Genomic DNA, 25,038 nt, shown 5'->3' on the forward strand with positions numbered 1-25,038 from the left:
TTTTCATTATCCATTAAATATACCTTTCCAAAAAGCTTTATTTTAATTATACTGAAATAGAAAAATTTCACTAAAATCAGGAAAAAAATAAGTCCGGCTATTAACCGGACTTTAGGGGTGATTTAAACAACTTTTACTAATTTTTCAAAAGGGGTGATTTTTATTAATTCCGCATAAGAGAAATAAAAGTTTAAGTATTTTTGAGGAAGTTAATTTGTCTTGGTAGGGCTAAAACTATTACGTTTTTTAATTTAAAACCTAAATTTCTTTTTAATCAAAAATGCCGAAAACAGAGCCTTAAAATGAATAACCATTTTTTAAATACTCTGAAAGTTTCAAATGTAGATCTAGAAACTGATTAGTTCACCCAAAGGAATACTTATTTGATATTAATCAAAAGACTGATATTCTGATTATTGATCACTTTTTTATAAATCCTCATTTTAAGCTTATCAATTGATTATTTTGGAGTCAAATTTATATCTATGAAAACAGTTGGAATATTCCTTTTTGATAATGTAGAAGTTTTGGACTTTGCTGGCCCTTACGAGGTTTTTTCAGTTGGTTCTCAATTTTCAGAGTTGAAAGATTTTCAAGTATTTACATTTTCTGCAGATGGTGCCAGTATAAAGGCAGTAAATGGACTTTCGATAAACCCGGAATTCGGGATCTCTAATTTGCCTCAAATCGACTATTTAGTAATTCCAGGAGGAGAAGGTACAAAAAAGGTAGTGGCCCAAGAGGAGCTACTTAAGAAGCTTGAAGGTTTAATTGATTATAGCGAATGGACGATGACAGTCTGCTCAGGTTCTAGAGTTTTAGCATGTTTAGGTCTCTTGGATTCTAGACCATTTTGTACTCATAATAGTGTTTATTCAAATATTTCACAGATTAGCCCTTCTGCGATTCCAAGACCAGACAAACGATTTATTCAATCTGATTCAAAGCTCTATACCGCGGCTGGAATCTCAGCAGGAATAGATCTTGCTTTTTACCTTTTGGAGAAAACATTCGGGAAAAAACTAGCTTTGGAAACGGCACAATATATGGAATATACTACTTACCCTACTTCAAAATGATTGCAAATACTCCACCTCCTCCCTACTATGCAGTAATTTTTACGAATCTCAGAACAACAATTGAGGAAGGATATGCTCAGACAGCCACCGAAATGGTGGATTTGGCAAGTCAACAACCTGGATACCTAGGATACGAAAGTGTACGTGATAGTCTGGGAATTACCATTAGCTATTGGAAAAGCTTGGAAGACATCAAAAACTGGAAACAGGTCAGCGATCATCGGTTAGCTCAGAAACTTGGGAGAGAAAAATGGTACAAAGCTTATAAAACCAGGATTTGCCTAGTTGAGCGTGACTATGGTTTTGAAGTTTAAAAAAATTTAAAATGCGTAGCCCACGCTAATCCCTGCAAATAGAGGCCAGAATACACCATTCCCAAAAAACGGAGTAAGACTTGCTCTAAAAAGAAAACCACCGTCAACCGGCTCCGACCGGTATCCAAAGATCATATTCCCAGTGATCCCATCCTCAAATGTCGGATCACTACCAGATGCAAAAGTATTGGATCTATCCGAACCTAGAAGATAAGTACCACCTAATCCCATTTCAAAATATTTTCCCCGCTTTCCCAAAAGATAATTTAATCCAAAAGGAAAAGTAGCTACCGAAGTCCCATCCAAAGCAAAATAAGATCCTCCAACTTTAAAACCCAGACCATCAAGACGATTTTGGAATCTTTGGTCATAATTGAAGGAATAGCCAATTCCATTTCCTAAGACTTCGAGATAAACTGCCCGACTTTTAGGCCGAACAAAATCATCTGAGTAAGACTGCGAGAAAACAGTAACATGAAAACCTAAGATAAGAGTTAAAGCAATTAAGTATTTCATCAAAAGGAGGTTTAGAATGCATAACCAAAACCTACTCCTGCATAAAGTGGCCAGAATCCATTGTTATTAAAAATCGGATTCAAATTCACTTTCCAAGTAAACCCTCCATCCACAGGAATTCTTCGGTAACCAAAATTCATCGTACCCATCACACTTGGTGATCCGTCAACATCCAGAATAAAACTGTAGGAAGAACTGCTATATTCTTGGCAAATGTATTGACCTGTATTCTGATCAAAATATCCGGAAATGCAGTAATCCGAATAATCATTGTCAAAGGCGAAAACCGTAGCACCTATTCCTATTTCAAAAAAGTGAACTCCTTTTCCATAGAGTCGATTAACCATAATAGGTGCTGAGAAAAATGATTCGTTTGTAGTCGTATATCCTCCTAGACCTACCCGCATTCCCCATCCTTCAACTTTTGATTTGTCAAATCTAAAATCGTAATTAAAACTGTAAGGAAGTCCTGCACCACCTAATTCGACATAAATAGATTTCGAAGGAACTTTTGATTCAAACTCCTGTGCACTGGCACTAAGCATGAAGAATATTAAAATAATAGAAGTAAAAAGGTATTTCATAGTGTTTATTTAGGAGTATTCATTGCGATGATACGTGATATTCTCCAAATAGATGCCTAGTTTTTTATAAATTTTAAAGAAATTGAGAGTGAAACTAAATTTTACCAATCATGAAATTTAAGATTGCAAAAAAATCATTTTTCTTTCCCAATGATTTCAAGGTGTTTAAATCAACACTATCAGTTTTTTTTGCCTACATGGGGCTTATGATCATTGGATCTTGTATAGAAAATGTCGACTCTGACCCATTTGGTCGATGTCCATCTGCATATAAAGGATTAGCAAAGGATATAAAAGTGCTCTATGGACCCTACAAGGACAATCGCTATTCTACCGAAAACGATCAGGTACCTTTCGATGATTTCACGTTCAATCTTGAGTTGGATATTGAAAAGTCAAATGAAGCCAATCTGGGCTCTTCATTTCCTGGTAAAGCTTATGCTTTATCCTGTTTGGAGGCTTTCAATGTTGGTAATATTTCAAATATCGCGATTATTTTAGCTGCTCCCTACGAAGGAATTCAAAGTGGGACAGATATTTCCTATTTGTTTTTTGTCAATGAAAAAGAGCGACTTTCTGAGTTTCGTGATTTTTCGAAAATTTCCAGGTACATAAGTCTCAAACTGGAAAAAGCCCCTGCGAAAAATACTCAGCTTAAAACAAAAACTGTTTTATACCTTCGTGACGGAACTCAAAAGATCTTTGAATCCACCTCCCCGACCCTAATCCCAAATTAATATGCTTCGCAAAATATTTCTAGGCCTTTTCGCCACAGCAATGGTTTTAGTTATTGTTTACATGCTTGGACCAAAAGTAGAACGGGAAGAATTAGTTATTGAATTCCCGGAAGTACCGACTCGCCTTTCAGAATTATCTGCTTATGTGGCGCAGCGTGAGGACACAGTAATCGGATTAAAACCTGGAAATGAAGCCTACATTGTTTGGGCCGATAGCTCAAATAAAAGCAAGACTCCCTATTCCATTGTTTACATCCATGGATTCAGCGCTAGTCCAATGGAAGGCGATCCGGTTCACCGGTTTTTGGCTGCACATTTTGGGGCAAATCTCTTCGTGACCCGACTTCCTGAACATGGAATTAATCGTGAAAATGGGATGGAATACTTAAGTGCTCAAGCTCTTGCAAATGCCGCAGGTGAGGCTTATCAAATCGGTAAAAGTCTAGGAGATGAAGTAATTGTTGTGGGAACTTCAATGGGTGGAGCTTTGAGTATTTTGCTAGCGAGTCAGCAACCCGATATCAAAGCTTTGATGCTTTACTCACCTGCCATCCGAGATTATGGAAATCGCTTGGAAGCTTTTTTTTCTCCTTGGAGCAAAAATCTAATGGAAGCAACCATGATGGACCACAAGGTTCTTTATCAAAAGCGGGAAGGGGAAAAATTAGCTTATTGGTCTGATCAAATCCATGTCAATGGATATGAAAGTCTTGCCGTGCTGATGTACAGTGAAATGAATAAACCTACTTTTCAAAAAGTAAAGCAGCCCTTGTTTTTGGGATATTATTATAAAAGCGAAGAAGAGCAGGATTTTGTTGTTTCAGTTCCTAAAATGCTTGAAATGTTTGATGAAGTAGGAACTCCAACCAATTTAAAAGTGAAAAAGGATTTCCCTAATTCTGGAAATCATGTCATCGGAAGTTCAGTCACCTCCAAAGATTGGGAGGGTGTGTTATTTGCCTCTATTGACTTTTTAGAAAACACCGTAGGTATTCCTTCCAGAGAAGAATATCAGCAGCGAATAGATCAAATTCTGGAAAACGAAAAATTATTGGAAGAATCAGGGAATTAAAAAAAGGGTCAAGTAATTTAAACTTGACCCTTTTGACCCTTTCTGCTTTATTCAAAATTAAAGCGAAATGGTTCGGCAGGAAGTCCTATTGAGTTAACTAGATTAACTCCCGGATTATCAGCCCAAGCATATCTTATCTCTCCATTCGCTAAATTTTCTGGCAAGTTCACTAGTACTGTAGATTTATCAATTAATTCTGCTTTTGCTTTAGAAAAATCCCCTTTTGAATCTCCAATAATAAACCCTAGTAGCTCCTCTCCTTCTTTAAGCTGAAGTCCGTCTCCAATTGATTTGAATTTAATTTTCAGACTTGTTCCTTCACGCTCAAAGCTTTCAAATTGAGGTCCAGAGGAGAGGACTTTATCACCGTATGCAACATTTTTAGCTTGTAGCCATAGTCTTTCTCCTACATCCTTTTTATTTCGAGGATGGATATCATCCGCTTCCCCTATATCAATAATGACCGCCATTCCTGTATTGGGAAGTTCTAGCGTATTCTTTTGTGCCTCTCTTAAAAATGCCCAATTACTATCAGGCTGAACCTCTTTACGTTCCATAAAATTAGCCAACTGAACAAACAGGAAGGGGAAATCCCCTATTTGCCAAATATTTCTCCAGTTGGTGATCATATTGGAAAACACTTCTTTATACTCTTCGTGTCTTCCTGCATTGCTTTCACCTTGGTACCAAATGACACCTTTAATTGGATATTTAGCAAGTGGAAAAATCATCGCATTGTACATCATTCCTGGCTTGAATGCATAGAATTCTACAATTGGCAATTCAGGCTCAACGATATTATTAGAATACGACCATGTTCCTTCCAGCGATATCTTATTGCCATTTTGATCTAGATACATTTCTCCAGGACTTCCAATTACAGGCTGATTATTCCAAGTATTTACTACTCTCAAAGTCAGCACATTCGTACCTTTTAAAAGATTGGATTCTGGCAAAATTATATCATCGAATGGTTTCCCCCAGTCTTTGTAGAATACCTGCTTTCCATTTAAATAGACAAAAGCCATTTGCTCAATATCAGGAAGATGAAGTGATACATTTCCTGTTTCCTTGAGAGAAAACTTTTTTCTTACCCACGCAATGTGCTGAAGAGGATTAGCAGCTGGAAGAGTTATTTTTCTCCATTTAGAATCGTTGTATTCCATTGAAGAAACTTCATTAGCGACCAAAGAGTCTGGACTTTTTGCCTGAAGATCTCGAATCTCTCTTCGTTTTTCGTTTGTGAGATTTTCCTTTTCCCACTTTTCAGGGTTTGCAAGAATATCTTTGGCTTCTTCCTGGTACGAATGTGCCTGAGCAGCCAAAATCTCTAAATCAGTCCAACCTTCAGCTGGTGATCCTCCCCAGTTTGATTCAATAATTCCTACCGGCACCTTCTTTTCAGCATGATTTCGCTTCGCAAAAAACCATGCAACTGCAGAAAAATCAGGCAAGTTCTCTTTTGTTGCTACTTTCCATTCTCCACCTTTAAGCTCAGTTTGTGGGATAGCGCTGTAAGAGTTTGGAACCTTGAAAAACCGAATTTCGGGATTTCCTCCCTCTTCAAATTCCTGCTCAGCTCCGACAACGGAAGATTTTAATTTCCACTCCATATTAGACTGTCCACCGGCAAGCCAGACATCTCCTATGTAAACATCATTTACCTTTTCTTCATTTACCTGAAGTATATATGGACCCCCTGCTTCAGATTTAGGAAGCTCAACAATCCAGGTACTATCTGCATCCACACTCGCACTTCCTACTAACCCGGCCAAACTGACTCGCACATTTTCTCCCGGAATACCTTTTCCCCAAACCGAAATAGAAATATCTCGCTGGATAACCATTCCGTCAGAAAACAATCTCGCCAGCTGAACTTCAGAATCAAACTTGTCAGAATCACAAGAGAAAAGAGCCAGAAAGGCTATTGAGTAAAGGAGCTTTTTCATAGTCAAATCGATAAAAAAGAGACCCGAAGGTCTCTTTTGATTAAATGTAACGATTTAATAGGTTTTCAAAATATTCTTGCTTACCAGATATTTTTTGAGGTTCTCCATGCTCAATAGCATAGTTTCTTAAATCCTCCAGGGTCAATTCTCCATTTTCGAAAGCCCTTCCTTTACCGAGATCAAAACTTGAATACCGATTCTTTCTTCGCTCGAGGTAATCGGATTTATCCAAAATATCCTGAGCTATGAGCATGCCTCTGGCAAATGCGTCCATACTTCCAATATGGGCAAGAAATAGATCTTCCATATCTGTAGAGTTTCTTCTGATTTTTGCATCAAAATTTACTCCCCCTCCTTGAATCCCTGAGGATGTCAAAATCGTCAGCATAGCTTCAGTCAACTCCTGAAGGTTTAGCGCAAATTGATCTGTATCCCATCCATTTTGATAGTCACCTCTGTTGGCATCTATACTTCCAAGCATTCCTGCATCAGCTGCTACTTGCAATTCATGCTGAAATGTATGTCCTGCAAGCGTTGCGTGGTTGACTTCAATATTCAATTTGAAATCCTTATCCAGTCCATATTGACGTAAAAATCCAATTACCGTCGCAGAATCGTAATCATATTGATGCTTTGTAGGCTCCATTGGCTTTGGTTCGATGAAGAAGGTTCCTTTGAATCCATTTTTCCGGGCATAGTCTCTTGCCATGGTTAGAAATTGTGCGAGATGCTCAGTTTCCCGTTTCATGTCGGTATTCAAAAGAGACATATATCCTTCTCTTCCGCCCCAGAACACATAATTCTCTCCATTTAAAGCAATTGTAGCATCAATTGCATTTTTAACTTGAGATCCTGCCCATGCAACTACATTAAAGTCTGGATTGGTAGATGCACCATTCATGTAGCGTGGATTAGAAAATACATTCGCAGTACCCCAAAGTAATTTAACTCCAGTATCTGCTTGCTTTTGCTTAGCGTAATCAGTGATGATCTGCATATGCTTCTCATATTGTGATAAGCTTGATCCTTCGTCGATCAAATCGATATCATGAAAACAATAGTAAGGGGCTCCGATTTTAGTGATAAACTCAAACGCAGCATCCATTTTATCTTTCGCACGCTGTACTGGATCCGAAGAGGCATCCCAAGGATGCACGATTGTCCCAGGTCCAAAAGGATCTCCGCCAGTTCCACAGAAGGAATGCCAATAGGCAATGGCAAACTTGAAATGCTCTTTCATGGTTTTTCCGGCAATAATCCGGTTTTCGTCGTAATAGCGAAATGCCAACGGATTATCGGATTCTTTCCCTTCAAATGGGATCTTATCGATACTTGAAAAATAGGTTTTCGACATAATTAAATGGTTTTTTAGGTTTTGTTGCTTTTTAATTTAAATTTTTAATTGACTCTAGTTTGTTTTTCCAATTTTGATAAACTTCTTGGTAAACATCCAAGAAATTATCATTAGGTTCTACTGTTTCCAATAATTCCAATCCATGGAAAGCTTCATTTTCTGTAGAATATATTCCAGCACCAATACCTGCTCCACGTGCGGCTCCCTGAGCCCCATCAGTATCATAAAGCTCCAGCACTACATTATTCATATTTACAAAAGTCTTTCGAAACAAAGGACTTAGGAACATATTTGCATGACCTGCTTTTACTGTTTTAATATTCATTCCCATGTCCTGCATGATTCTGAATCCATAAGTCAAAGCTGACACTATTCCCTCCTGTGCCGCTCTGATTACATGATTTTTATTATGGGTCAAAAGGTCCAATCCCAGCAAGTGAGATCCAATATTTTGGTTCTGAAGGATACGTTCTGCGCCATTTCCAAAAGGAATAAATACCAAGCCATCTGATCCAATTGGGGCTTGGGAAGCCAACATATTCATTTCAGAATATTCTAACTTATGTCCTCCTAAGAGCTTATTCAACCAGCTATTTAAAATACCTGTTCCGTTCACACAAAGTAAAACCCCATAGGATGGTTTTTCTTTAGTATGGTTCACATGAACGAATGTATTAACTCGAGATTTAGGGTCATATAAAGGAGTATCACATACCCCATATACAGTACCAGAAGTACCAGCTGTAGTGGCCAGTTCACCTGGTTTCAATACTTGAAGTGAGAATGCATTATTGGGCTGATCACCAGCCCGATATGTAATCGGAACTCCAACTTCTATTCCTGTTGCTTCACTCGCTGACGCTGTAACTTCACCTTGAATTGAAAAGGAAGGAACTGCCTTAGGAATCCAACTTTCATCGATTTGATAGTTTTTAAGAATTTTATTACTTATTCCATTTTCTTTAAAATCCCAGAAAACACCCTCAGAAAGTCCTGTCTCAGAAGTCAAAATTTCTCCCGTCAACATCATAGCGATGTAATCTCCCGGAAGCATTATTTTATAAATCTTAGCTGCTAATTCCGGCTGATTTTCGATCACCCATCTAAGTTTGGATGCTGTGAAATTCCCGGGAGAATTCAACAGATGGCTTAGGCAATATTCTTCCCCCAAATCAGAAAAGGCTTTTTCGCCAATCTCGACGGACCTGCTGTCACACCAAATGATAGATGGCCTTAGTACATTCTTGTTTTTGTCGACAACCACTAAACCATGCATTTGGTATGCAATTCCAATTCCTTTAAGCTCTCCACTTTTTACTTCTGCTTGAGAAAGAACAAATTTGGAAGCTTGCTTTACATATTTCCACCAAATCACAGGGTCTTGCTCTGCCCATCCTTTTTCTGGGGAATTAATGATCATCTCCTTTTCCGGAAATGCTTTTGAACAAATAGATTTACCAGATTCTGAATCCAGTAAGGAAGCCTTCATTGAAGAGCTTCCTATATCAATACCTAACAGTAATTTTCGCATGCTTTCCGATTTTACCAAAATACTATATAAAGTGCAGCGATAATTCCAGAGATTATGAAGGCTCCAATTTTGAATCCTGTACTTGTTTTAAACAAGTCACTGTTGATTTCTATGCTATTTGGATGATCTTTTCCTTTTCCTTCGATCAAACTGATAGCAATCATTAAAGCTGCTAATATTAAGAACACAACTCCCATTCGATCGATGAATGGTAGATCAGGGAAAGCGATTTTTAAAACTACTGAAAGAGGAATACTTAAAGCTGCTCCTACTAATGCGGCGTTGGAAGTAGTCTTTTTCCAAAATACTCCAAAGAAGAAAATTGCAAATACTCCCGGGCTAATAAATCCAGTATATTCTTGAATAAATTGGAAGGCTTGATCAAGCTGTCCCAAAGCTGGAGCTACGATAGCGGCAACCAAAAAAGCAACGGCAGCTGTGATTCTTCCCACTTTAACCTGCTTGCTCTCACTTGCATCTTGACCAAAATATTTCTTATAAATATCCATAGTAAAGATGGTAGAAGTACTATTGGCCATGGATGCCAAAGAAGACACGATTGCGGCAGTTAATGCGGCGAAAGCCAAACCTTTCAAACCTACTGGAAGCAGCTGCAATAGTGTTGGATAAGCTCTGTCCGACTTTATCAATCCAGTTGCCGGATCTTTCATTGACTCAATAAAACCTACATCTATTCCATTATTTACAATTACAAAAGCTGCAATCCCTGGTATTACAACAATAAGAGGCATTAATAACTTTAAGAATCCGGCGAAGATCATTCCTTTTTGTGCCTCATCTAAGCTTTTTGCGGCCAAAGCTCGCTGGGTGATATATTGATTAAAGCCCCAATAACTCAAATTGGTAATCCACATACCACCTACTAGAACAGAAATTCCAGGAAGGTCAAGATAAGCATCCCTAGTCCCTCCTTTTCCATCAGGAATCATCATTTCTCCCTTGGAAAGTATCATTGAAAAATGCCCTGGCACTTCTCTACGAAGCAAGCCTAAACCTTCCCAAGCATCTCCACTACCCACCATTTGCAAGGCTATATAAGTGGTGGCCAATCCACCAGCAATAAGGAAAACAACCTGTACTACATCAGTCCAGGCTACCGCTTTTAATCCTCCATAAATCGAATACAACATTGCAAAAAGCGCAAGACCGATGATTCCATAGACTAAAGGGACATCTAGTATGGTATTTAAACTAAGAGCTCCTAGGTAGAGTACCGAAGTCAAATTCACAAATACATATAAAAGCAACCAGAATATGGCCATGGTAGTACGAACCCTTGTATCATATCGGTCCAGCAAAAAGCCCGGCATAGTGTAAATACCCTTCTTGATATAGATGGGAAGGAAAAAGATAGCCACCACCAACAGAGTGGCTGCTGCCATCCACTCATAAGTAGATATAGCTAAGCCAAGCGCAAAACCAGAGCCCGACATTCCAATAAATTGCTCAGCTGAAATATTTGAGGCAATTAGAGAAGCTCCCACTGCCCACCAAGGCAATGCTTTTGAAGCCAGAAAATAATCAGAAGAGTTTTTGACATGACCTTTTTTTTCTCTGGAAACAAAAAGGCCCATCCCTATAATGAGTAAACAGTAGCCGATGAAAACGGCTAAATCTAAGGGTTCTAAGAGCATGAATTAGTAAGGTTAAGGTTTGGGTTGAACTTTTGGGTAATTGACTAAACTTGATTGAGAAAACCATTAAAGATAAGATTTTATGCAAACGTCTGCATAAAAAAAATAGACAATTTGATTTCAATATAATTGCCCGATTTCAAAGTTTGGAAATAATTTCTAGCATTTACTAAATCCGGAAAGACCTAACATATTGAAATACCAACTATTACTGAAGAAAGTAAATCTTATTTGTCCAGAATAAGGCTTTTTAAAATTTTCTTTAAAATTATTTTTTTTCAAATTTTAGTAAGCTTGAAAAACTAAACTAATTTTTTTGATAGGTTTTACATTTGCAATCATAAATGAAGAATTTAAGAGTTGTTTCGGAATCGCTCAATAAAGTGTTCGATAACGTTCACTTTAATTAAATGTATCAAAAATATTATGTTAAAATTATTTAACCATATACCATCTATAGCCTAATTACTACAAAAAATAAGATTTTTAGTAGAAAATGCTGTCAGTCAAATTACCTTAGCATCAAAATTGGGTAAAATAACCTATGTCAAATAAAAGTAGTGTTTTTGATATGATCGGACCGGTAATGATTGGGCCATCCTCCTCACATACCGCAGGTGTAGTCCGAATCGCGAGGGCAGCAATCCGAATTTTAGGTGGGGTTCCAGATGAGGCATCAATCACATTTTATAACTCTTTTGCCAGAACCTATGAAGGGCATGGAAGTGATCGTGCCATTATAGGAGGATTAATGGATTTTAGAACAGACGATGCTCGAATAAAGGATGCATTAGAAATCGCTAAGGAAAGAGGTTTAATCTACAAGTTTAAATCTATTGGAAACTCTTCTGTTCATCATCCAAACACCATTAAACTCAATCTTAAAAAGGGGGATCGAATCATTGAGGTTGTAGGGGAAAGCTTAGGTGGCGGAGTGATAAACATTGCAGAAGTAGATGGATTTGTTGCTAATTTTTCAGCACAAAACCATAGTTTAATTATCAAAGCATCTGATGTTGCTGGCGCAATTGCGTTTATTTCAAGTATAATTGCACAAGAAAAAGCAAATATTGCAACCATGTCCGTTTCGAGAAAAGGCAAGAATAATTTAGCTTGCCATGTAATTGAAATGGATTCTGGTATTCAAAAAATAACTCTTGAATACCTGAGATCGATTCCTTGGATCAAAGAATTAATTTACATACCAGATATAGACCTTTAATTCCACACATGAAAAAGTACATTTGGAGTCTTTTTTTAGCTTCAGGTTTTATTTTCCAAGTTCAAGCGCAGGATATTCCGGCAGGTCCTTATGATCTGCAGACAGCGGTTGATATAGCTTTGGAAAATAACCTTACACTAAAACGAAGCGAACTAAACCAACTTAGTAACGAAGCAACAGTAATGCAAAATAAGGGGGCGAGATACCCTACTTTCTCTACTGGAGCTAGTACAGGATACCGATGGGGTAGATCCATTAACCCAGTAACTAACCTATTTGAAACAGCAAGAATCGGGAATATTAATCTTTCTGCTAATTCTAATGTCACATTGTTTGCTGGAAGTCGGGTGACAAATACTTTAAACCAGAGTCAGACCAATTTGGAAGCTGGGCTTTACAATATAGAGGCTACAAAAAATAATATTACACTTAATATTATTAATCTTTTCGTGAATGTAGTTTTCAACCGAGAGCAAGTGAATATTGCAGAAAGTCAACTTGCAACCTCGAAAGAGCAATTAGATCGAACCAAAAAATTGGTTGAGGCAGGTTCACTACCACTTTCTGATCAATTAGACTTGCAATCTCAAAATGCAACGAATGAATTAGAGGTGATCAACGCAAGAAATAACCTTAGAATATCCAAACTTAATTTGGCTCAAGCGATGCAAATCCCATTTACCGAGGATTTCCAAGTGATTGAGCCCGAATTTGTGATCAATGAAAATCTCATGGCTACAGAAACTCCTGAAATAATTTACAACACAGCTGTAGAAATTATGCCGGAAATTAAATTAGCCCAATCCAATGTCGAAAGTGCAGAATATGGGGTTAAAGTTGCAAAAGGAGCCTTTCTCCCAACACTTGGTTTAGGGGCAAATTTATTTTCCAATTATGTAGACCAAGCTTTTGGAACGGAGCGTCCAACTTTTGGTCAACAAATTGAAAACAACTTGTCACAATCCGTGAATTTAAATTTAAGTATTCCGATTTTTTCTCAGCTCAACAACAAAGCAAATGTTCAACGTGCTAGAGTTCAGAAACAAATCAGTGAAGTAGCCGAAATCGAAGCGAAAAACACCTTGAGACAAGATATTGAAACTGCCTATAACAGTGCTCTTTCTGCTGAACAATCCTACGAAGCAAATTTGATTCGATTAGAAGCAGTTCAGGAGTCTTTCCGGATCGCTCAGCAACGATTAGATGCTGGAGCCATTAATTCAGTTGATTTTCAAGTTGCTCAAAACAACCTCTTCAACACTCAGGCAGATTTGTTAAATGCAAAATACACTTACATCTTTAGAGTCAAAGTGCTCGATTTCTACCTAGGTAATCCCATTAATCTTAACTAAACCATGGCAAACAAAAAATCAAATAAACTATTGTATTACTTATTTGGTGCAATAGTAGTTCTTATAATTTTCGCAGTAATCGCCAGAAAAGCCGGATGGGTAGGTGGAGTAAAGGAGCTAGAAGTAGAAGTATCAAAGGCTGCAAAAACAAAAATTGTTGAAAAAGTGAGTGCTTCCGGTGAGATTCAGCCTGAGGTAGAAGTAAAACTAAGCCCGGATGTGGCTGGTGAAATCATCGAATTGAACATCGAGGAAGGTGACTCTGTAGAAGTGGGTAAACTGCTTGTTAAAATCCGTCCTGACAACTTCATTTCTGCACTGGATAGAACGAAAGCAAACTTAAATCAACAGCTTGCAAATCTAGCGCAAGCCAAAGCATCGCTGCAACGATCAGAAGCTCAATTCACTCAAGCAGAATTGAATTTTGAAAGACAGAAAAAACTATATGAGCAAAAAGTAATTTCTGATGCGGATTACGAAACAGCGCAGGCAAATTATATATCTGCCCAGAAAGATTTGGAAGCTGCTAAGCAAAATGTAGTCGCTTCAGAATTTATCATTAAAAGTTCACAGGCAACAGTTAACGAGGCAGCTGAAAACCTTAGGTTAACCAATGTGTATTCTCCAGTTAGTGGAATTGTATCAAATCTATTGGTTGAGCAAGGGGAAAGAGTAGTGGGTACACAGCAAATGGCTGGTACTGAAATGCTGACTATTGCCGACTTATCAAAAATGGAAGTGAGAGTAGATGTCAATGAAAATGACATTGTAAGGTTAAGCCTTGGTGACACCACTGTCATTGATGTGGACGCCTATGCTTACACAGGTAAAAAATTCATGGGGATTGTCACTTCTATTGCAAATACTGCAAACGCAAAATCATCGCCTGATGCAGTGACAGAGTTTAAGGTTAAAATCAGGATTTTAAATAGTTCTTATCAAGATTTGGTACAAGAAGGAAAGAAATACCCTTTCAGACCAGGAATGACCGCATCTGTAGAAATTCTGACTACCTCAAAAAACAATGCGTTAGCTGTTCCGCTTTCTGCAGTTACCACTCGTGACAACCAATTAGACACTTTAGCTGGTGGAACGACCAAGTCAAAAGAATTGGTATTTATCAACGATGGAGGTGTTGCAAAATTGAGACAAATCAAAACTGGTATTTCTGATTTCCAAAATATCGAAGTCCTTGACGGAATTAAAGAAGGAGAAGAAATAATCTCAGGGCCTTACTTTATTGTCAGCAAAGAACTAAAAGATGGTGACAAAGTGAAGGTTTCAGAAGGAAAAGCTAAAATTGAAGTAAAAGAAGATTAATTACTTCAAGAACCAAAAAAGCCTTCTCTGTACGTACAGAGAAGGCTTTTTTTTACCATTTTTTCAGTTGTTCATAGATAAGATGGAGGGGAAATCCCATCACATTAAAATAGGACCCTTCTATTTTTGTCACTCCCATAAAACCTATCCATTCTTGAATCCCATATGCACCAGCCTTATCGAAAGGTTTGTAAACTTTGATATAATGCCAAATCTCATCTTCTTCCAAAAACCGAAAAGTAACTAAGGTCTCATCCTCCATAGTAATCATTTTGGATTTACTCCTCAGCGTCACAGCAGTCATTACTTTATGAGTCGCTCCTGAAAGACTTTTCAGCATATCAAATGCTTCTTGCTCCGTCTTTGGCTTACCTAAAACATGATTGTTTTCAAGAACAACTGTATCTGATGTAATCAAAATTTCATTATCACCCAACTGATCTCCAAAAGCATCTGATTTCAGCTTAGAGAGATAGGCTGCTACATATTCTGCCTTAAGGTCAGGCGGCACTATTTCATCCACTGGGCTAAGTCTGATTTCAAAATCGACTTCCAAGCCTCTCAACAATTCTTGTCGCCTTGGAGAATTGGAGGCTAATATGATTTTTTTATCCTTTAGGTTATTCAACATAAGCTTGATAATCAAAATGAAATTCAGATTGGTCAATACTGGCGAATAATAAACCTCCCAGTGCTTTTGGATAGAAGTAGGTGGATTTTTGAGGCATCACAAAACCAGACTTACAGACCTCCAGAACCTGTGCAAGCTCAAGTTCTCTCGTGATTACAGCAAAGCTTGCATTTCCAGATTTAACCTCTTGAATACAGCGCGAAAAATTCCGTTCATATACCAATTGATCTGAATTTCTTTGCTGGTCTGAAGAAATTCCAAGAATACGTGTAAATACAAGTTCATGTAATACTTCCAAATCTAACTTCCGAATAGGGTCTGGTAAATGTTGATTAAAGGTTTGATATTTTTCTTTTGATAGCTGTAAAAGATAGCTCTCCTCTCCTATTACTAACCCAAAAGACCAAGGCTTGTGAAAGGCATACCCTCCTAGTTCTTCTGAATCTCCGAACTTTTTCACTTCAAACCATTCGCTGACTTTAGCCATAAATTCACCCTCAGTCATTTTAAGCCCATAAAATAATCGGTGCGTCGGAAGGATTTTTAAATGATTTCCAGCTGTATTGGTCAAATACATCATATGATAATCAAATCCCTTCCATTTCTCCTCGGACAAATTCCCTTGCTGCGATTTCCGATAAGCTATTGCACCTTGTAATCGGTGATGCCCGTCTGCTAAAATGATTTTTTTATCCCTCAAAACCTTCAAAAACTTTGAAATAACCTTAGCATCATGAATTACTCCCAGTACTTCTCTCACACCTTGATAGTCTTCCAGTTCATAAAGAGGAGAAGCTATCGCGGCATCCATGTGAACCTCTAAACTCCCCTCCAAATCTTCATATAATCCATGAGTAGGGCTAGCTTGAATTTGACTACTTTTTAGAAGTTCTATCCGGTCATTTACTGCAGAAACGATTGTATTTTCATGTCTCAAAATAACATTTTCATCCCAGTCATAGGCCTTAATCTGACAGATAAATCCCTTTCTACAACGCTCCTCTTGTTCTCCTGGTAATCTAAAATATTGATAATAAACATAAATTCCAGGAAGAAGGTCTTGTTTCAAAATCCCTTCTTTTTTCCATTTTTGAAGTGTCAATGCAGCTTCTTGAGCTGGATTTGCTCCTTTGGGAACTGATAGATGAATACTATTTAGTGGGTTTTCATACAACAGTTTCCGCTGCTTGGCTGATACTACATCAAATAATGGAGCAGATAATTCTTCTATTCCAGAAGCTAATTCATCAGAATATCTCCAGGCTTTTATAGGTAAAATCTCCGCCATCTTAATTTAATCTCTTTCTCCAAGCTGACTCATTAGTTCCTCCTTGGCTTGAGTTTGGAATTGAAATATTGGTCTCTTTTTGAAGAAACTCTACAGCCAAGGCCGCTAACAATTCAGATTCTTCCAAAGTCAAGTCAGAATCCAAAACTTCTGGGGTAAAATAATGCTCGACAAATTTCGTGTCGAAATTCCCACTTATAAATGCTTCATGGCTTAGGGCAAATCTGCAAAAACCAAGAGTTGTTTGAATACCACTTATCTTATATTCATCAATCGCTCGAATCATCCGATCAATAGCAGAAGTTCTATCCTCAGCATGAGTGATTAATTTTGCAATCATAGGATCATAATAAATAGGTATTGCCATTCCTTGTTCAAAACCATCATCCACTCTTATCCCAGGTCCTTCAGGTCTTTGATAAGTATGTAAAGTCCCTATATCCGGAAGGAAGTTATTTCGTGGATCTTCTGCATAGACTCTTACTTCTATGGAGTGACCATGTATTTTAAGATCTTCTTGAGAAAAAGATAGCTGCCTACCCTCTGCAATATAAATCTGTTCACGAACCAGATCCTTTCCTGTGATCATTTCTGTCACCGGATGCTCCACCTGCAGTCTGGTATTCATTTCGAGGAAATAAAAATTCAATTGATCATCCACAATAAATTCTACGGTACCTGCTCCATAATAGTCACAAGCTTTTGCAACTCCTACAGCGGCATCTCCCATAGCTTTTCGCATTTCCGGAGTAACTACTGCTGATGGAGCTTCCTCAATTACTTTTTGATGTCTTCGCTGAATCGAGCATTCCCGTTCAAAAAGATAAACCACATTGCCTTTCTGATCACCTAAAATCTGAATCTCTATATGACGAGGTGAGGTAATGAATTTTTCGATAAAAACTGCTCCATCTCCAAATGCAGATTTAGCTTCACTGACCGCTCGCTGCATTTGTGATTCAAATTCTTCTTCATTCTCCACAATCCGCATCCCCTTACCTCCTCCTCCGGCGCTGGCCTTAATCAGAATTGGATATCCGATTTCTGCTGCTCTTCTTTTTGCAACTGAAATATCAGAGATGGCCTCTTCGGTTCCAGGGACAAGTGGTATATCATAATGAGAAACTGCTTGTTTGGCAGCAAGTTTACTACCCATTACTTCTATAGATTCAGGAGATGGACCAACAAAGATGATTCCTGCATCTTTCACTTTTCTGGCAAAATCAGCATTCTCAGAAAGAAATCCATATCCAGGGTGTATAGCATCGACATTTAACTCTTTCGATAGCGAAATTATTTTTTCTCCTAGCAAATAAGATTCCGATGATGGAGCTGGACCAAGACAAATCGCTTCATCTGCAAAATGAACATGAGGTGAATTACGGTCTGCTTCACTGTACACAGCTACAGTGCTGATTCCCATCTCTTTTGCAGTACGCATGATTCTTAGGCTTATTTCACCTCTATTAGCAACTAGAAGTTTTTTAATTTTTGACATATCTATAATGTTTATTTGGGTATGCGGTAGGCAGAAAGCGAAATAAAGAAATAAATCTGAGCTTTATAAAGAATCCTTGAATCACCTACCGAATTTTGCTTGGGAGGCATTTAAGTTTTATTTTTGGCGTTTAATGGATTGAACATTAAAAAAACATATCACTAAATAACAAAAGCTTTGGATCTATTTGCAAAATTAAAAACGAACATGGGACCCTTAGGCAAACACTCTGAGTTTGCAGATGGTTATTTCTCTTTCCCAAAATTAGAGGGAGAAATTGCTCCAAGAATGATTTTTCAAGGTAAAGAAGTTCTTACCTGGAGTTTGAATAATTATTTGGGTCTCGCCAATCACCCTGAAGTTCGTAAAGCTGATGCTGACGCAGCTGCAAAATGGGGCGCAGCCTACCCAATGGGCGCAAGAATGATGTCTGGACAAACTAGCTTGCATGAAAAGCTTGAAGATGAACTGGCTGAGTTTGTAAAAAAAGAGAAAGCCTATTTATTGAATTATGGTTACCAGGGAATCATGTCTGTCATCGATTCGCTACTAGACCGCAAGGATGTAGTCGTTTATGATTCCGAATGCCATGCTTGTATAATAGATGCACTTAGAATGCATATGGGAAAGCGATATGTATTTCCTCATAATGATATCGAAAGTTGCGAAAAGCAATTAGAAAGAGCTACCAAACTAGCTAATGAAACAGGAGGAGGAATTCTTGTAATTACCGAAGGAGTTTTTGGAATGACCGGTGACCAAGGTAAGTTGAAGGAAATCGTTGAGCTTAAAAAGAAATTTGAATTTCGCCTTTTAATAGATGATGCACACGGGTTCGGTACAATGGGGAAAACCGGTGCTGGAACCGACGAAGAGCAAGGTGTCCAAGATCAAGTAGATATTTACTTTTCGACTTTTGCTAAATCAATGGCAAGTATCGGAGCTTTTGTGGCAGGTGATGCAGATTTGATTCTTTATTTGAGATACAATATGCGTTCTCAAATTTTCGCAAAGTCATTGCCAATGCTTTTAGTGGAAGGTGGTTTGAAACGATTGGAATTATTAAGATCTCAACCGGAATTGAAGGATAATCTTTGGAAAATCGTCAATGCATTGCGTAAAGGACTCCATGAAAATGGCTTTAGCACCGGAAAATCAAATTCACCAGTTACACCGGTAGTTTTGAATGGAACAGTAGGTGAAGCCGCAGCTTTAACAAAAGATTTAAGAGAAAATTACGGAATTTTCTGTTCTGTAGTAATCTACCCAGTAGTACCTAAAGGCATGATTATCTTAAGGTTGATCCCAACTGCGGTACATACTCTTGAAGATGTAAATGAAACTATTCTAGCATTTGCTGCGATCAAAGAAAAGTTGACCAGCGGCTTTTATAAAAATTCAGAACTCGCTATTTCTTTCGGAGAATAAATTTTTTTTCAAAAAAAATGCCCTCTGGATTGAATTAGCAAGTATTTGACCTATATTGGAAGCAAATAAACTTATCATCAACCTAAAAAAAACACTTTTACTATGAGCAGATTTAGTGAAGTTAGAGATTTGATCCTCGGAATGGAGGAAGATTTCGTTAAGTTCTACGAAAAAGGCAACCAGGCTGCAGGAACAAGAGTAAGAAAAGGAATGCAGGACCTAAAAAACATTGCTCAGGACATCCGTAAGGAAGTTCAGGACAAGAAAAACGAAGGTTAATCTTCAAATAAAAAAAGGTGACTTTTCAGTCACCTTTTTTTTTATGCCTAATCTATTTGATTAGAATTCTATTTTATTGTTTTCACGCTCCAAATCAGCCATTCTCATTGAAGGATCAATTTCTACAGATTTGATAGTATCCATTTTTTTATTGATCATAATAGATTTGGTATAGTTAGTCCAAGGCCAGTCCTCTGTCAAAATACGCTCAGGCATTCCAGATTCATTTTCCTTTTCACCTCTCATAATCACCAATGGCAAATAAACCTGTTCTGATGAGCCATCTTTGTAAGTGATGATCAAATCAACTGGCATAGGCATCAAACCCAATCGCTCTAATATAATTTCTGTTTTATCTCCTTGGGGATTTACAGATTTTACACCGTAATCAATTGTCTTTGTGGAATTCACAAAGTATTCTTTGTACCAATCCAACTCCATTCCGCTCTCTTTTTCCATTACTCGAATAAAATCATTCACGTTTGGATGTTTGAATTTCCAAGTATCAAAGTATTTCAACATCCCCTGATCTCTGACTTCATCACCAATTACGTACCCTAGCTGGGCTAAGAAAGTTGCCCCTTTTGAATATGCCGCTGAGCTATACGCAGAATTTGTATTGTAATGATCAGAGTGGGTACTCATAGGTTCTTCCAGGCCAGACTTAGCAAGCTTAAAATATCCTGAATAGGAACCTGCCAGAGGATTTTTAGATTCGGAATAAATCGAACTCATCGCAAGACTTGAAGCATAACTTGTAAATCCCTCGTCCATCCAAGGATAAAGTGATTCATTGGATCCTAAAACCCCGTGAAACCAACTGTGTGCTAATTCATGCACCATCACTCCTACCAGACTTCTGATGCTACGCTCTCCAGTGATAAGTGTGGACATCGCATATTCCATTCCACCGTCTCCACCTTGTACTACCGAGAATTGCTTGTATGGATACTGACCAAAATGCTGGGATAGATAGTTAATTGCTTTTGGCGTGTATTCTTTAAGTTTTTCCCAATTTTCAGATGTTTTTTCGCCTGGAATAAAGAAATGATGAACTGTAATTCCATTCTCCATCTGCACCTTATCATGTTGGTATTTAGGATCTGCAGCCCACATGAAATCGTGAACCATTGGGGCTTTAAAGTGCCAAGTCAAGGTGTTTCCTTTTGGTGAAGGCACCTTTACACCCTCATCTTGATAGCCATGACCAATTTCATTTGGATTTTGTAAGTAACCAGTTCCTCCTATTACATAGGTTTTATCCAAGGTGATTTTCACATCAAAATCACCCCAAATCCCATAAAACTCTCGTCCAATATATGGATTTGAATGCCATCCCTGTTCATCATAATTCGCCACTTTTGGATACCATTGAGCCATGGAATATCGTACTCCTTCCTCCCCATCGCGACCAGATCTACGAATCTGAATAGGCGTTTGACCCATAAATTTCGACTCAAACTTAACCGTAGAATTTGGCTGAATAGGTTCATCCAAGTAAACTACTAAGATTGTTTCCTCTTCTGTGAATTTGACAGGTTTCCCATTCATTTTTAATTCAGTCACATGGAGGTAACCTATTTCGTCAGGTTTTAATTTGGAGATCCGATCAGCTACCCTACGGTCAGGATCAGCTATCGTACGAGATCTTTCATCCATCATACTCCCAGGTTGGAAAGCATTGTAATACAAGTGAATAAACACCTTATCCAATTCATCCGGTGAATTGTTAGTGTAGGAAATAATTTGCGAACCAGTATATTGATTTGTTTTAACGTCAAGATTAACAGCTATTTCGTAATCTATCGCCTGTTGAAAACGACCAGTTTGAGCAGAGACTTCTGCTATTAAAAGCAGGCAAAGAAAAAGCCCAATAAAAGGCCTTGACAAATGTGAATTCATAGAATAATAATTTTTTTGTTAAAGAAAATGAAATTGACATCCACCCCCAAACCATCAATAAAAAACTAGGAAAAAATTGAAATTTTTAAAATCCAGTCCCATTGAAATAATTTGTAGATATAGTCTTATCAGTTTTTGTTTAATTGAAGCAGAAAAAAAATAAATTCTATGAAAAAAATTTACATCCTCATTTTAGCCACCTTCTTAAGCTTCACGGTAAGCGGACAACAGGTGGATATGGATTTGTTTAAATCCATGAAGACAAGAAATGTAGGCCCTGCCGGCATGAGCGGAAGAATAACTGCAATCGATGCCATTGATTCAGATCCTACAACCATCTATGCAGGCTCTGCTTCGGGTGGACTTTGGAAGTCTACTTCAGGTGGAATCACTTGGAAACCCATTTTTGATGAGCAAAAAGTACACTCCATCGGAGCAATTTCTATTTACCAAAAGAATCCAGATATAATCTGGGTAGGAACTGGTGAAGGGAATCCTCGAAATTCACTAACCATGGGCGGAGGAGTCTATAGATCCTTAGATGCAGGCAAGACTTGGCAGCTCATGGGTCTGGAAAAAACTAAAGCTATTCACAGAATAATCGTTCATCCAGATGATTCTAATACAGTCTTTGTTGGAGCGATTGGATCACCTTGGGGAGAGCAAGAAGACAGAGGTGTTTATAAGACAACAGATGGAGGGAAAACTTGGAAAAAAATTCTCTACGTAGATTCCAAAACAGGTGTTGGTGAGATGATTATGGATCCCAATAATCCAAATAAGATCTTTGTCAATATGTGGCAACACCGTCGCTATCCTGACTTTTTCGAATCCGGAGGGCCTTCTTCAGGTCTTTATTTGACATACGATGGTGGTGAAAATTGGAAAAAACTTGATGAGACCAATGGAATTCCAAAAGGAGACTTAGGAAGAATGGGTCTTGCAATCTCAGCTTCAAATAGCAATAAAATTTATGCATTAATTGAGTCTAAAAAGAATGCACTCTATGTCTCTGAAGATGGAGGAAATAAATTTGAAATGATAAACAGTGGAAGTGATATCGGAGATCGGCCATTTTACTATTTCGAGATTTATGCTGATCCAAAAAATGATAATCGACTTTACACCCTTTATAGTAGAGTGGGTATGAGCGAAGATGGCGGTAAATCCTTCCAACAGCTTCTTCAATATGAAGGAGTTCATCCAGATCACCATGCTTGGTACATCAATCCTAACGATCCAAAACTAATGATTGATGGAAATGATGGAGGATTAAACATCACAAGAGACGGTGGTAAGACCTGGTATTTCGCAGAAAATATCCCAGTCGGACAATTCTATCATGTGAATGTAGACAATGAACTTCCTTATAATATTTATGGAGGCATGCAGGACAATGGCTCTTGGGTAGGACCTTCTTATATCTGGAGAAGAGATGGAATCAGAAATACCTACTGGCAGGAAATTTCCTTTGGAGATGGTTTTGATGTGGTCTCCTACCCAGGTGATTCAAGATATGGATACACCATGTCTCAAGGCGGTAATGTTTCCCGTTTTGATAAGCTCACAGGACATAATAAAACCATCAGACCAACACATCCAGATAAAGATGTCTTTTTGAGATTCAATTGGAACGCAGCAATCGCTCAAGATCCTCATGATATAAACACCATATATTATGCATCTCAGTTTTTGCATAAATCAACAGACCGTGGGGATACTTGGGAAATCATTTCACCGGACTTGACCACCAATGATTCTACAAGACAGCGTCAACAAAAGACTGGAGGATTAACCTTTGATATTACAGGAGCTGAGAATAATACTACAATCGTAGCTATTGCTCCTAGCCCTGTGGATCCAAGTGTAATCTGGGTTGGAACTGATGACGGAAATCTACAAGTGACTAAAGATGGCGGAAAAACATGGACTAATGTAGTTTCTAAGCTTTCAGGACTACCTAAAGGGTCTTGGATTCCTCAAGTTCAGGCTTCCCAATACGATGCAAATGAAGCTTGGGTAGTTGCGAATGATTATCGAAATAATGATTTCAGTGCCTATGCCTATCACACTTCTAATCTTGGCGGAAGTTTCACCAGAATAGCTGATGACTCTAAAGTTTGGGGATACACGCTATCGATCAAGCAAGACACAGAAGTTCCTAATCTAGTTTTCTTAGGAACTGAATTCAGTTTGTATGTCTCTTTTGACAAAGCTAAAACTTGGAATAAGTGGGAACATGGATATCCAAAAGCAGTTTCCACTTATGATATGACTATTCAGGAGCGTGAAGCTGACCTTGTAATAGGTACCTTCGGAAGATCAATGTGGGTTTTGGATGATATACGTCCTTTACGAGTTTTTGCACAGAATAACGGTAAACTTCCAGAATCGAAAATCACAGCGGTTCCGGCATCAGATGCTTATCAGGCAGAGATTCAACAGCCTCATGGTGAAAGATTCCCAGCAGACGGAAAGTACGCTGCCGAAAACAGAGAGTTCGGTGGACGTTTAAGTTTTATTATAAATCAAGCAGATACTATAAAGTTGGATACGGTAACGGTTTCGATTTTCAATGAAGCAGGAGAGCAAATCAGAACATTGAAAACTGTGCCTGTCAATGGTGTAAACCGGATCACTTGGAATCTGGATCGTAAATCAACAGCTGAAATGAGCAACTCTCCACGAAGAGGAGGTCGAAGAAGCGGATTCTTTGAACCAAGCGGTGGAGATGCACTTCCAGGAAAATATAAGGTAGTTTATGCATTCCAAGACTCCAAAGCTGAGACTACCATTAATGTTTACTCAGATCCTAGAATCAAAGTTAATTTGGCAGATTTGAAAGCTAAAGAAGATTTTATGAAGAAATTGGAAGGCCTTACTTCGGAAGTCAGTGCTTCAACAGAAAAGTTGGATAACGCACAAAAAACAATTGACAAAGTGTTAGCAATGACTAAAGATATTGAAACTGAAGAGGCAAAAGCACTTACCAAAGCTGCCAAAGATGTTAAAAAATCATTGGATATGACTAGAGAAGCTTTTGATGGACCTACTTTAGAAGGTCAGGGAATCGTAAGAAGCCTATACCCTACGACAATGACTATGGTAAGTCTACCTCGTAGATATGCTGGTTCGTCCTATACCGCTCCTGGAGCTACAGAGCTACGTTTATATGATCAAGCACGTTCAGCTGCTGATGAGGCAATATCTAAAGTAGAATTGTTTATGAATGGCGACTGGAAAGCTTTTGAAGAAAAAGTAAAGGCTACTCCAATTGATATTTTTGAAGAAGTCAAAAAGGATTAAACAGACCTAAAAAAAATTAAA

20 protein-coding genes are annotated in these 25,038 nt (G+C 38.1%); 10 read left to right on the forward strand and 10 right to left on the reverse strand.

The window, feature by feature from the left end:
* The first annotated feature begins 485 nt into the window (after window positions 1–485).
* Both BVC88_RS14465 and BVC88_RS14470 read left to right on the forward strand, forming a co-directional pair.
* Window positions 486–1,079 carry a DJ-1/PfpI family protein gene (locus tag BVC88_RS14465; RefSeq protein ID WP_075351402.1) on the forward strand — a complete coding sequence of 198 codons (594 nt, stop codon included), beginning with the start codon at window positions 486–488 and terminating at the stop codon, window positions 1,077–1,079.
* A complete protein-coding gene (locus tag BVC88_RS14470; RefSeq protein ID WP_075351403.1) occupies window positions 1,076–1,393 on the forward strand; it encodes an antibiotic biosynthesis monooxygenase family protein in 318 nt (105 codons plus the stop codon). Before BVC88_RS14465 ends, BVC88_RS14470 begins: the two co-directional genes overlap by 4 nt.
* A gap of 6 nt (window positions 1,394–1,399) precedes the next feature.
* Here the strand turns inward: BVC88_RS14470 and BVC88_RS14475 are convergent, their stop codons facing one another.
* Both BVC88_RS14475 and BVC88_RS14480 read right to left on the reverse strand, forming a co-directional pair.
* The gene (locus tag BVC88_RS14475) at window positions 1,400–1,909 is read right to left on the reverse strand and encodes a hypothetical protein (RefSeq protein ID WP_083639110.1); all 510 of its coding nucleotides are present in this window, start codon (window positions 1,907–1,909) and stop codon (window positions 1,400–1,402) included.
* A gap of 11 nt (window positions 1,910–1,920) precedes the next feature.
* Window positions 1,921–2,493, reverse strand: coding sequence for a hypothetical protein (locus BVC88_RS14480; RefSeq protein ID WP_075351404.1), 573 nt, complete (start codon window positions 2,491–2,493; stop codon window positions 1,921–1,923).
* Between the two features lie 110 nt (window positions 2,494–2,603).
* On the opposite strand from BVC88_RS14480, the gene BVC88_RS14485 reads away from it, so the two are divergent.
* Entirely contained in the window at window positions 2,604–3,230 is a 627-nt protein-coding gene (locus BVC88_RS14485; protein ID WP_075351405.1) for a hypothetical protein, read from the forward strand.
* A gap of 1 nt (window position 3,231) precedes the next feature.
* Window positions 3,232–4,302, forward strand: a complete 1,071-nt coding sequence (locus tag BVC88_RS14490) for an alpha/beta hydrolase (protein ID WP_075351406.1) — start codon at window positions 3,232–3,234, stop codon at window positions 4,300–4,302.
* A 47-nt stretch (window positions 4,303–4,349) separates the two neighbouring features.
* Here BVC88_RS14490 and BVC88_RS14495 read toward each other — a convergent pair whose 3' ends face one another.
* Genes BVC88_RS14495 through BVC88_RS14510 form a run of 4 tightly spaced genes read right to left on the reverse strand, consistent with a single transcriptional unit; the run spans window position 4,350 to window position 10,791 of the window.
* Window positions 4,350–6,251 (reverse strand): sialate O-acetylesterase, encoded by a 1,902-nt coding sequence (locus tag BVC88_RS14495; RefSeq protein WP_075351407.1) that lies wholly within the window; start codon window positions 6,249–6,251, stop codon window positions 4,350–4,352.
* Between the two features lie 40 nt (window positions 6,252–6,291).
* On the reverse strand, window positions 6,292–7,605 hold the full coding sequence (xylA, locus tag BVC88_RS14500) for a xylose isomerase (protein WP_075351408.1): 1,314 nt from the start codon (window positions 7,603–7,605) through the stop codon (window positions 6,292–6,294).
* 31 nt (window positions 7,606–7,636) lie between these two features.
* The gene (locus BVC88_RS14505) at window positions 7,637–9,136 is read right to left on the reverse strand and encodes a xylulokinase (RefSeq protein ID WP_075351409.1); all 1,500 of its coding nucleotides are present in this window, start codon (window positions 9,134–9,136) and stop codon (window positions 7,637–7,639) included.
* A gap of 11 nt (window positions 9,137–9,147) precedes the next feature.
* Window positions 9,148–10,791 (reverse strand): sodium/sugar symporter, encoded by a 1,644-nt coding sequence (locus BVC88_RS14510; protein WP_075351410.1) that lies wholly within the window; start codon window positions 10,789–10,791, stop codon window positions 9,148–9,150.
* A gap of 544 nt (window positions 10,792–11,335) precedes the next feature.
* Between BVC88_RS14510 and sdaAB the strand changes: the two genes are divergently transcribed.
* The 3 genes from sdaAB to BVC88_RS14525 are packed head-to-tail and all read left to right on the forward strand — an operon-like array spanning window position 11,336 to window position 14,685.
* Window positions 11,336–12,013 carry an L-serine ammonia-lyase, iron-sulfur-dependent subunit beta gene (gene sdaAB / locus BVC88_RS14515; protein ID WP_075351411.1) on the forward strand — a complete coding sequence of 226 codons (678 nt, stop codon included), beginning with the start codon at window positions 11,336–11,338 and terminating at the stop codon, window positions 12,011–12,013.
* 8 nt (window positions 12,014–12,021) lie between these two features.
* On the forward strand, window positions 12,022–13,365 hold the full coding sequence (locus tag BVC88_RS14520; RefSeq protein ID WP_075351412.1) for a TolC family protein: 1,344 nt from the start codon (window positions 12,022–12,024) through the stop codon (window positions 13,363–13,365).
* Between the two features lie 3 nt (window positions 13,366–13,368).
* Complete coding sequence (locus BVC88_RS14525) at window positions 13,369–14,685, forward strand: efflux RND transporter periplasmic adaptor subunit (RefSeq protein ID WP_075351413.1); 1,317 nt, start codon at window positions 13,369–13,371, stop codon at window positions 14,683–14,685.
* Between the two features lie 52 nt (window positions 14,686–14,737).
* Here BVC88_RS14525 and BVC88_RS14530 read toward each other — a convergent pair whose 3' ends face one another.
* From BVC88_RS14530 to BVC88_RS14540, 3 genes are read right to left on the reverse strand one after another with little or no spacing between them, the layout of a single operon-like run.
* The gene (locus BVC88_RS14530; protein ID WP_075351414.1) at window positions 14,738–15,316 is read right to left on the reverse strand and encodes a Maf family nucleotide pyrophosphatase; all 579 of its coding nucleotides are present in this window, start codon (window positions 15,314–15,316) and stop codon (window positions 14,738–14,740) included.
* A complete protein-coding gene (locus BVC88_RS14535; protein ID WP_075351415.1) occupies window positions 15,306–16,604 on the reverse strand; it encodes a DUF1015 domain-containing protein in 1,299 nt (432 codons plus the stop codon). Before BVC88_RS14535 ends, BVC88_RS14530 begins: the two co-directional genes overlap by 11 nt.
* Window position 16,605: 1 nt before the next feature.
* A complete protein-coding gene (locus tag BVC88_RS14540; protein WP_075351416.1) occupies window positions 16,606–18,102 on the reverse strand; it encodes an acetyl-CoA carboxylase biotin carboxylase subunit in 1,497 nt (498 codons plus the stop codon).
* Window positions 18,103–18,279: 177 nt separating this feature from the next.
* Here BVC88_RS14540 and BVC88_RS14545 point away from each other — a divergent pair, with 177 nt between their 5' ends.
* Window positions 18,280–19,530 carry an aminotransferase class I/II-fold pyridoxal phosphate-dependent enzyme gene (locus tag BVC88_RS14545; RefSeq protein ID WP_075351417.1) on the forward strand — a complete coding sequence of 417 codons (1,251 nt, stop codon included), beginning with the start codon at window positions 18,280–18,282 and terminating at the stop codon, window positions 19,528–19,530.
* A gap of 102 nt (window positions 19,531–19,632) precedes the next feature.
* The gene (locus BVC88_RS14550; RefSeq protein ID WP_075351418.1) at window positions 19,633–19,809 is read left to right on the forward strand and encodes a histone H1; all 177 of its coding nucleotides are present in this window, start codon (window positions 19,633–19,635) and stop codon (window positions 19,807–19,809) included.
* Window positions 19,810–19,869: 60 nt separating this feature from the next.
* Here BVC88_RS14550 and BVC88_RS14555 read toward each other — a convergent pair whose 3' ends face one another.
* Window positions 19,870–21,711 carry a M1 family metallopeptidase gene (locus BVC88_RS14555; protein ID WP_075351419.1) on the reverse strand — a complete coding sequence of 614 codons (1,842 nt, stop codon included), beginning with the start codon at window positions 21,709–21,711 and terminating at the stop codon, window positions 19,870–19,872.
* Between the two features lie 168 nt (window positions 21,712–21,879).
* Between BVC88_RS14555 and BVC88_RS14560 the strand changes: the two genes are divergently transcribed.
* Entirely contained in the window at window positions 21,880–25,017 is a 3,138-nt protein-coding gene (locus tag BVC88_RS14560; protein ID WP_075351420.1) for a VPS10 domain-containing protein, read from the forward strand.
* Window positions 25,018–25,038 lie beyond the last annotated feature (21 nt).

This window comes from Algoriphagus marinus, from assembly GCF_001936475.1.
Taxonomy (GTDB): Bacteria; Bacteroidota; Bacteroidia; order Cytophagales; family Cyclobacteriaceae; genus Algoriphagus; species Algoriphagus marinus.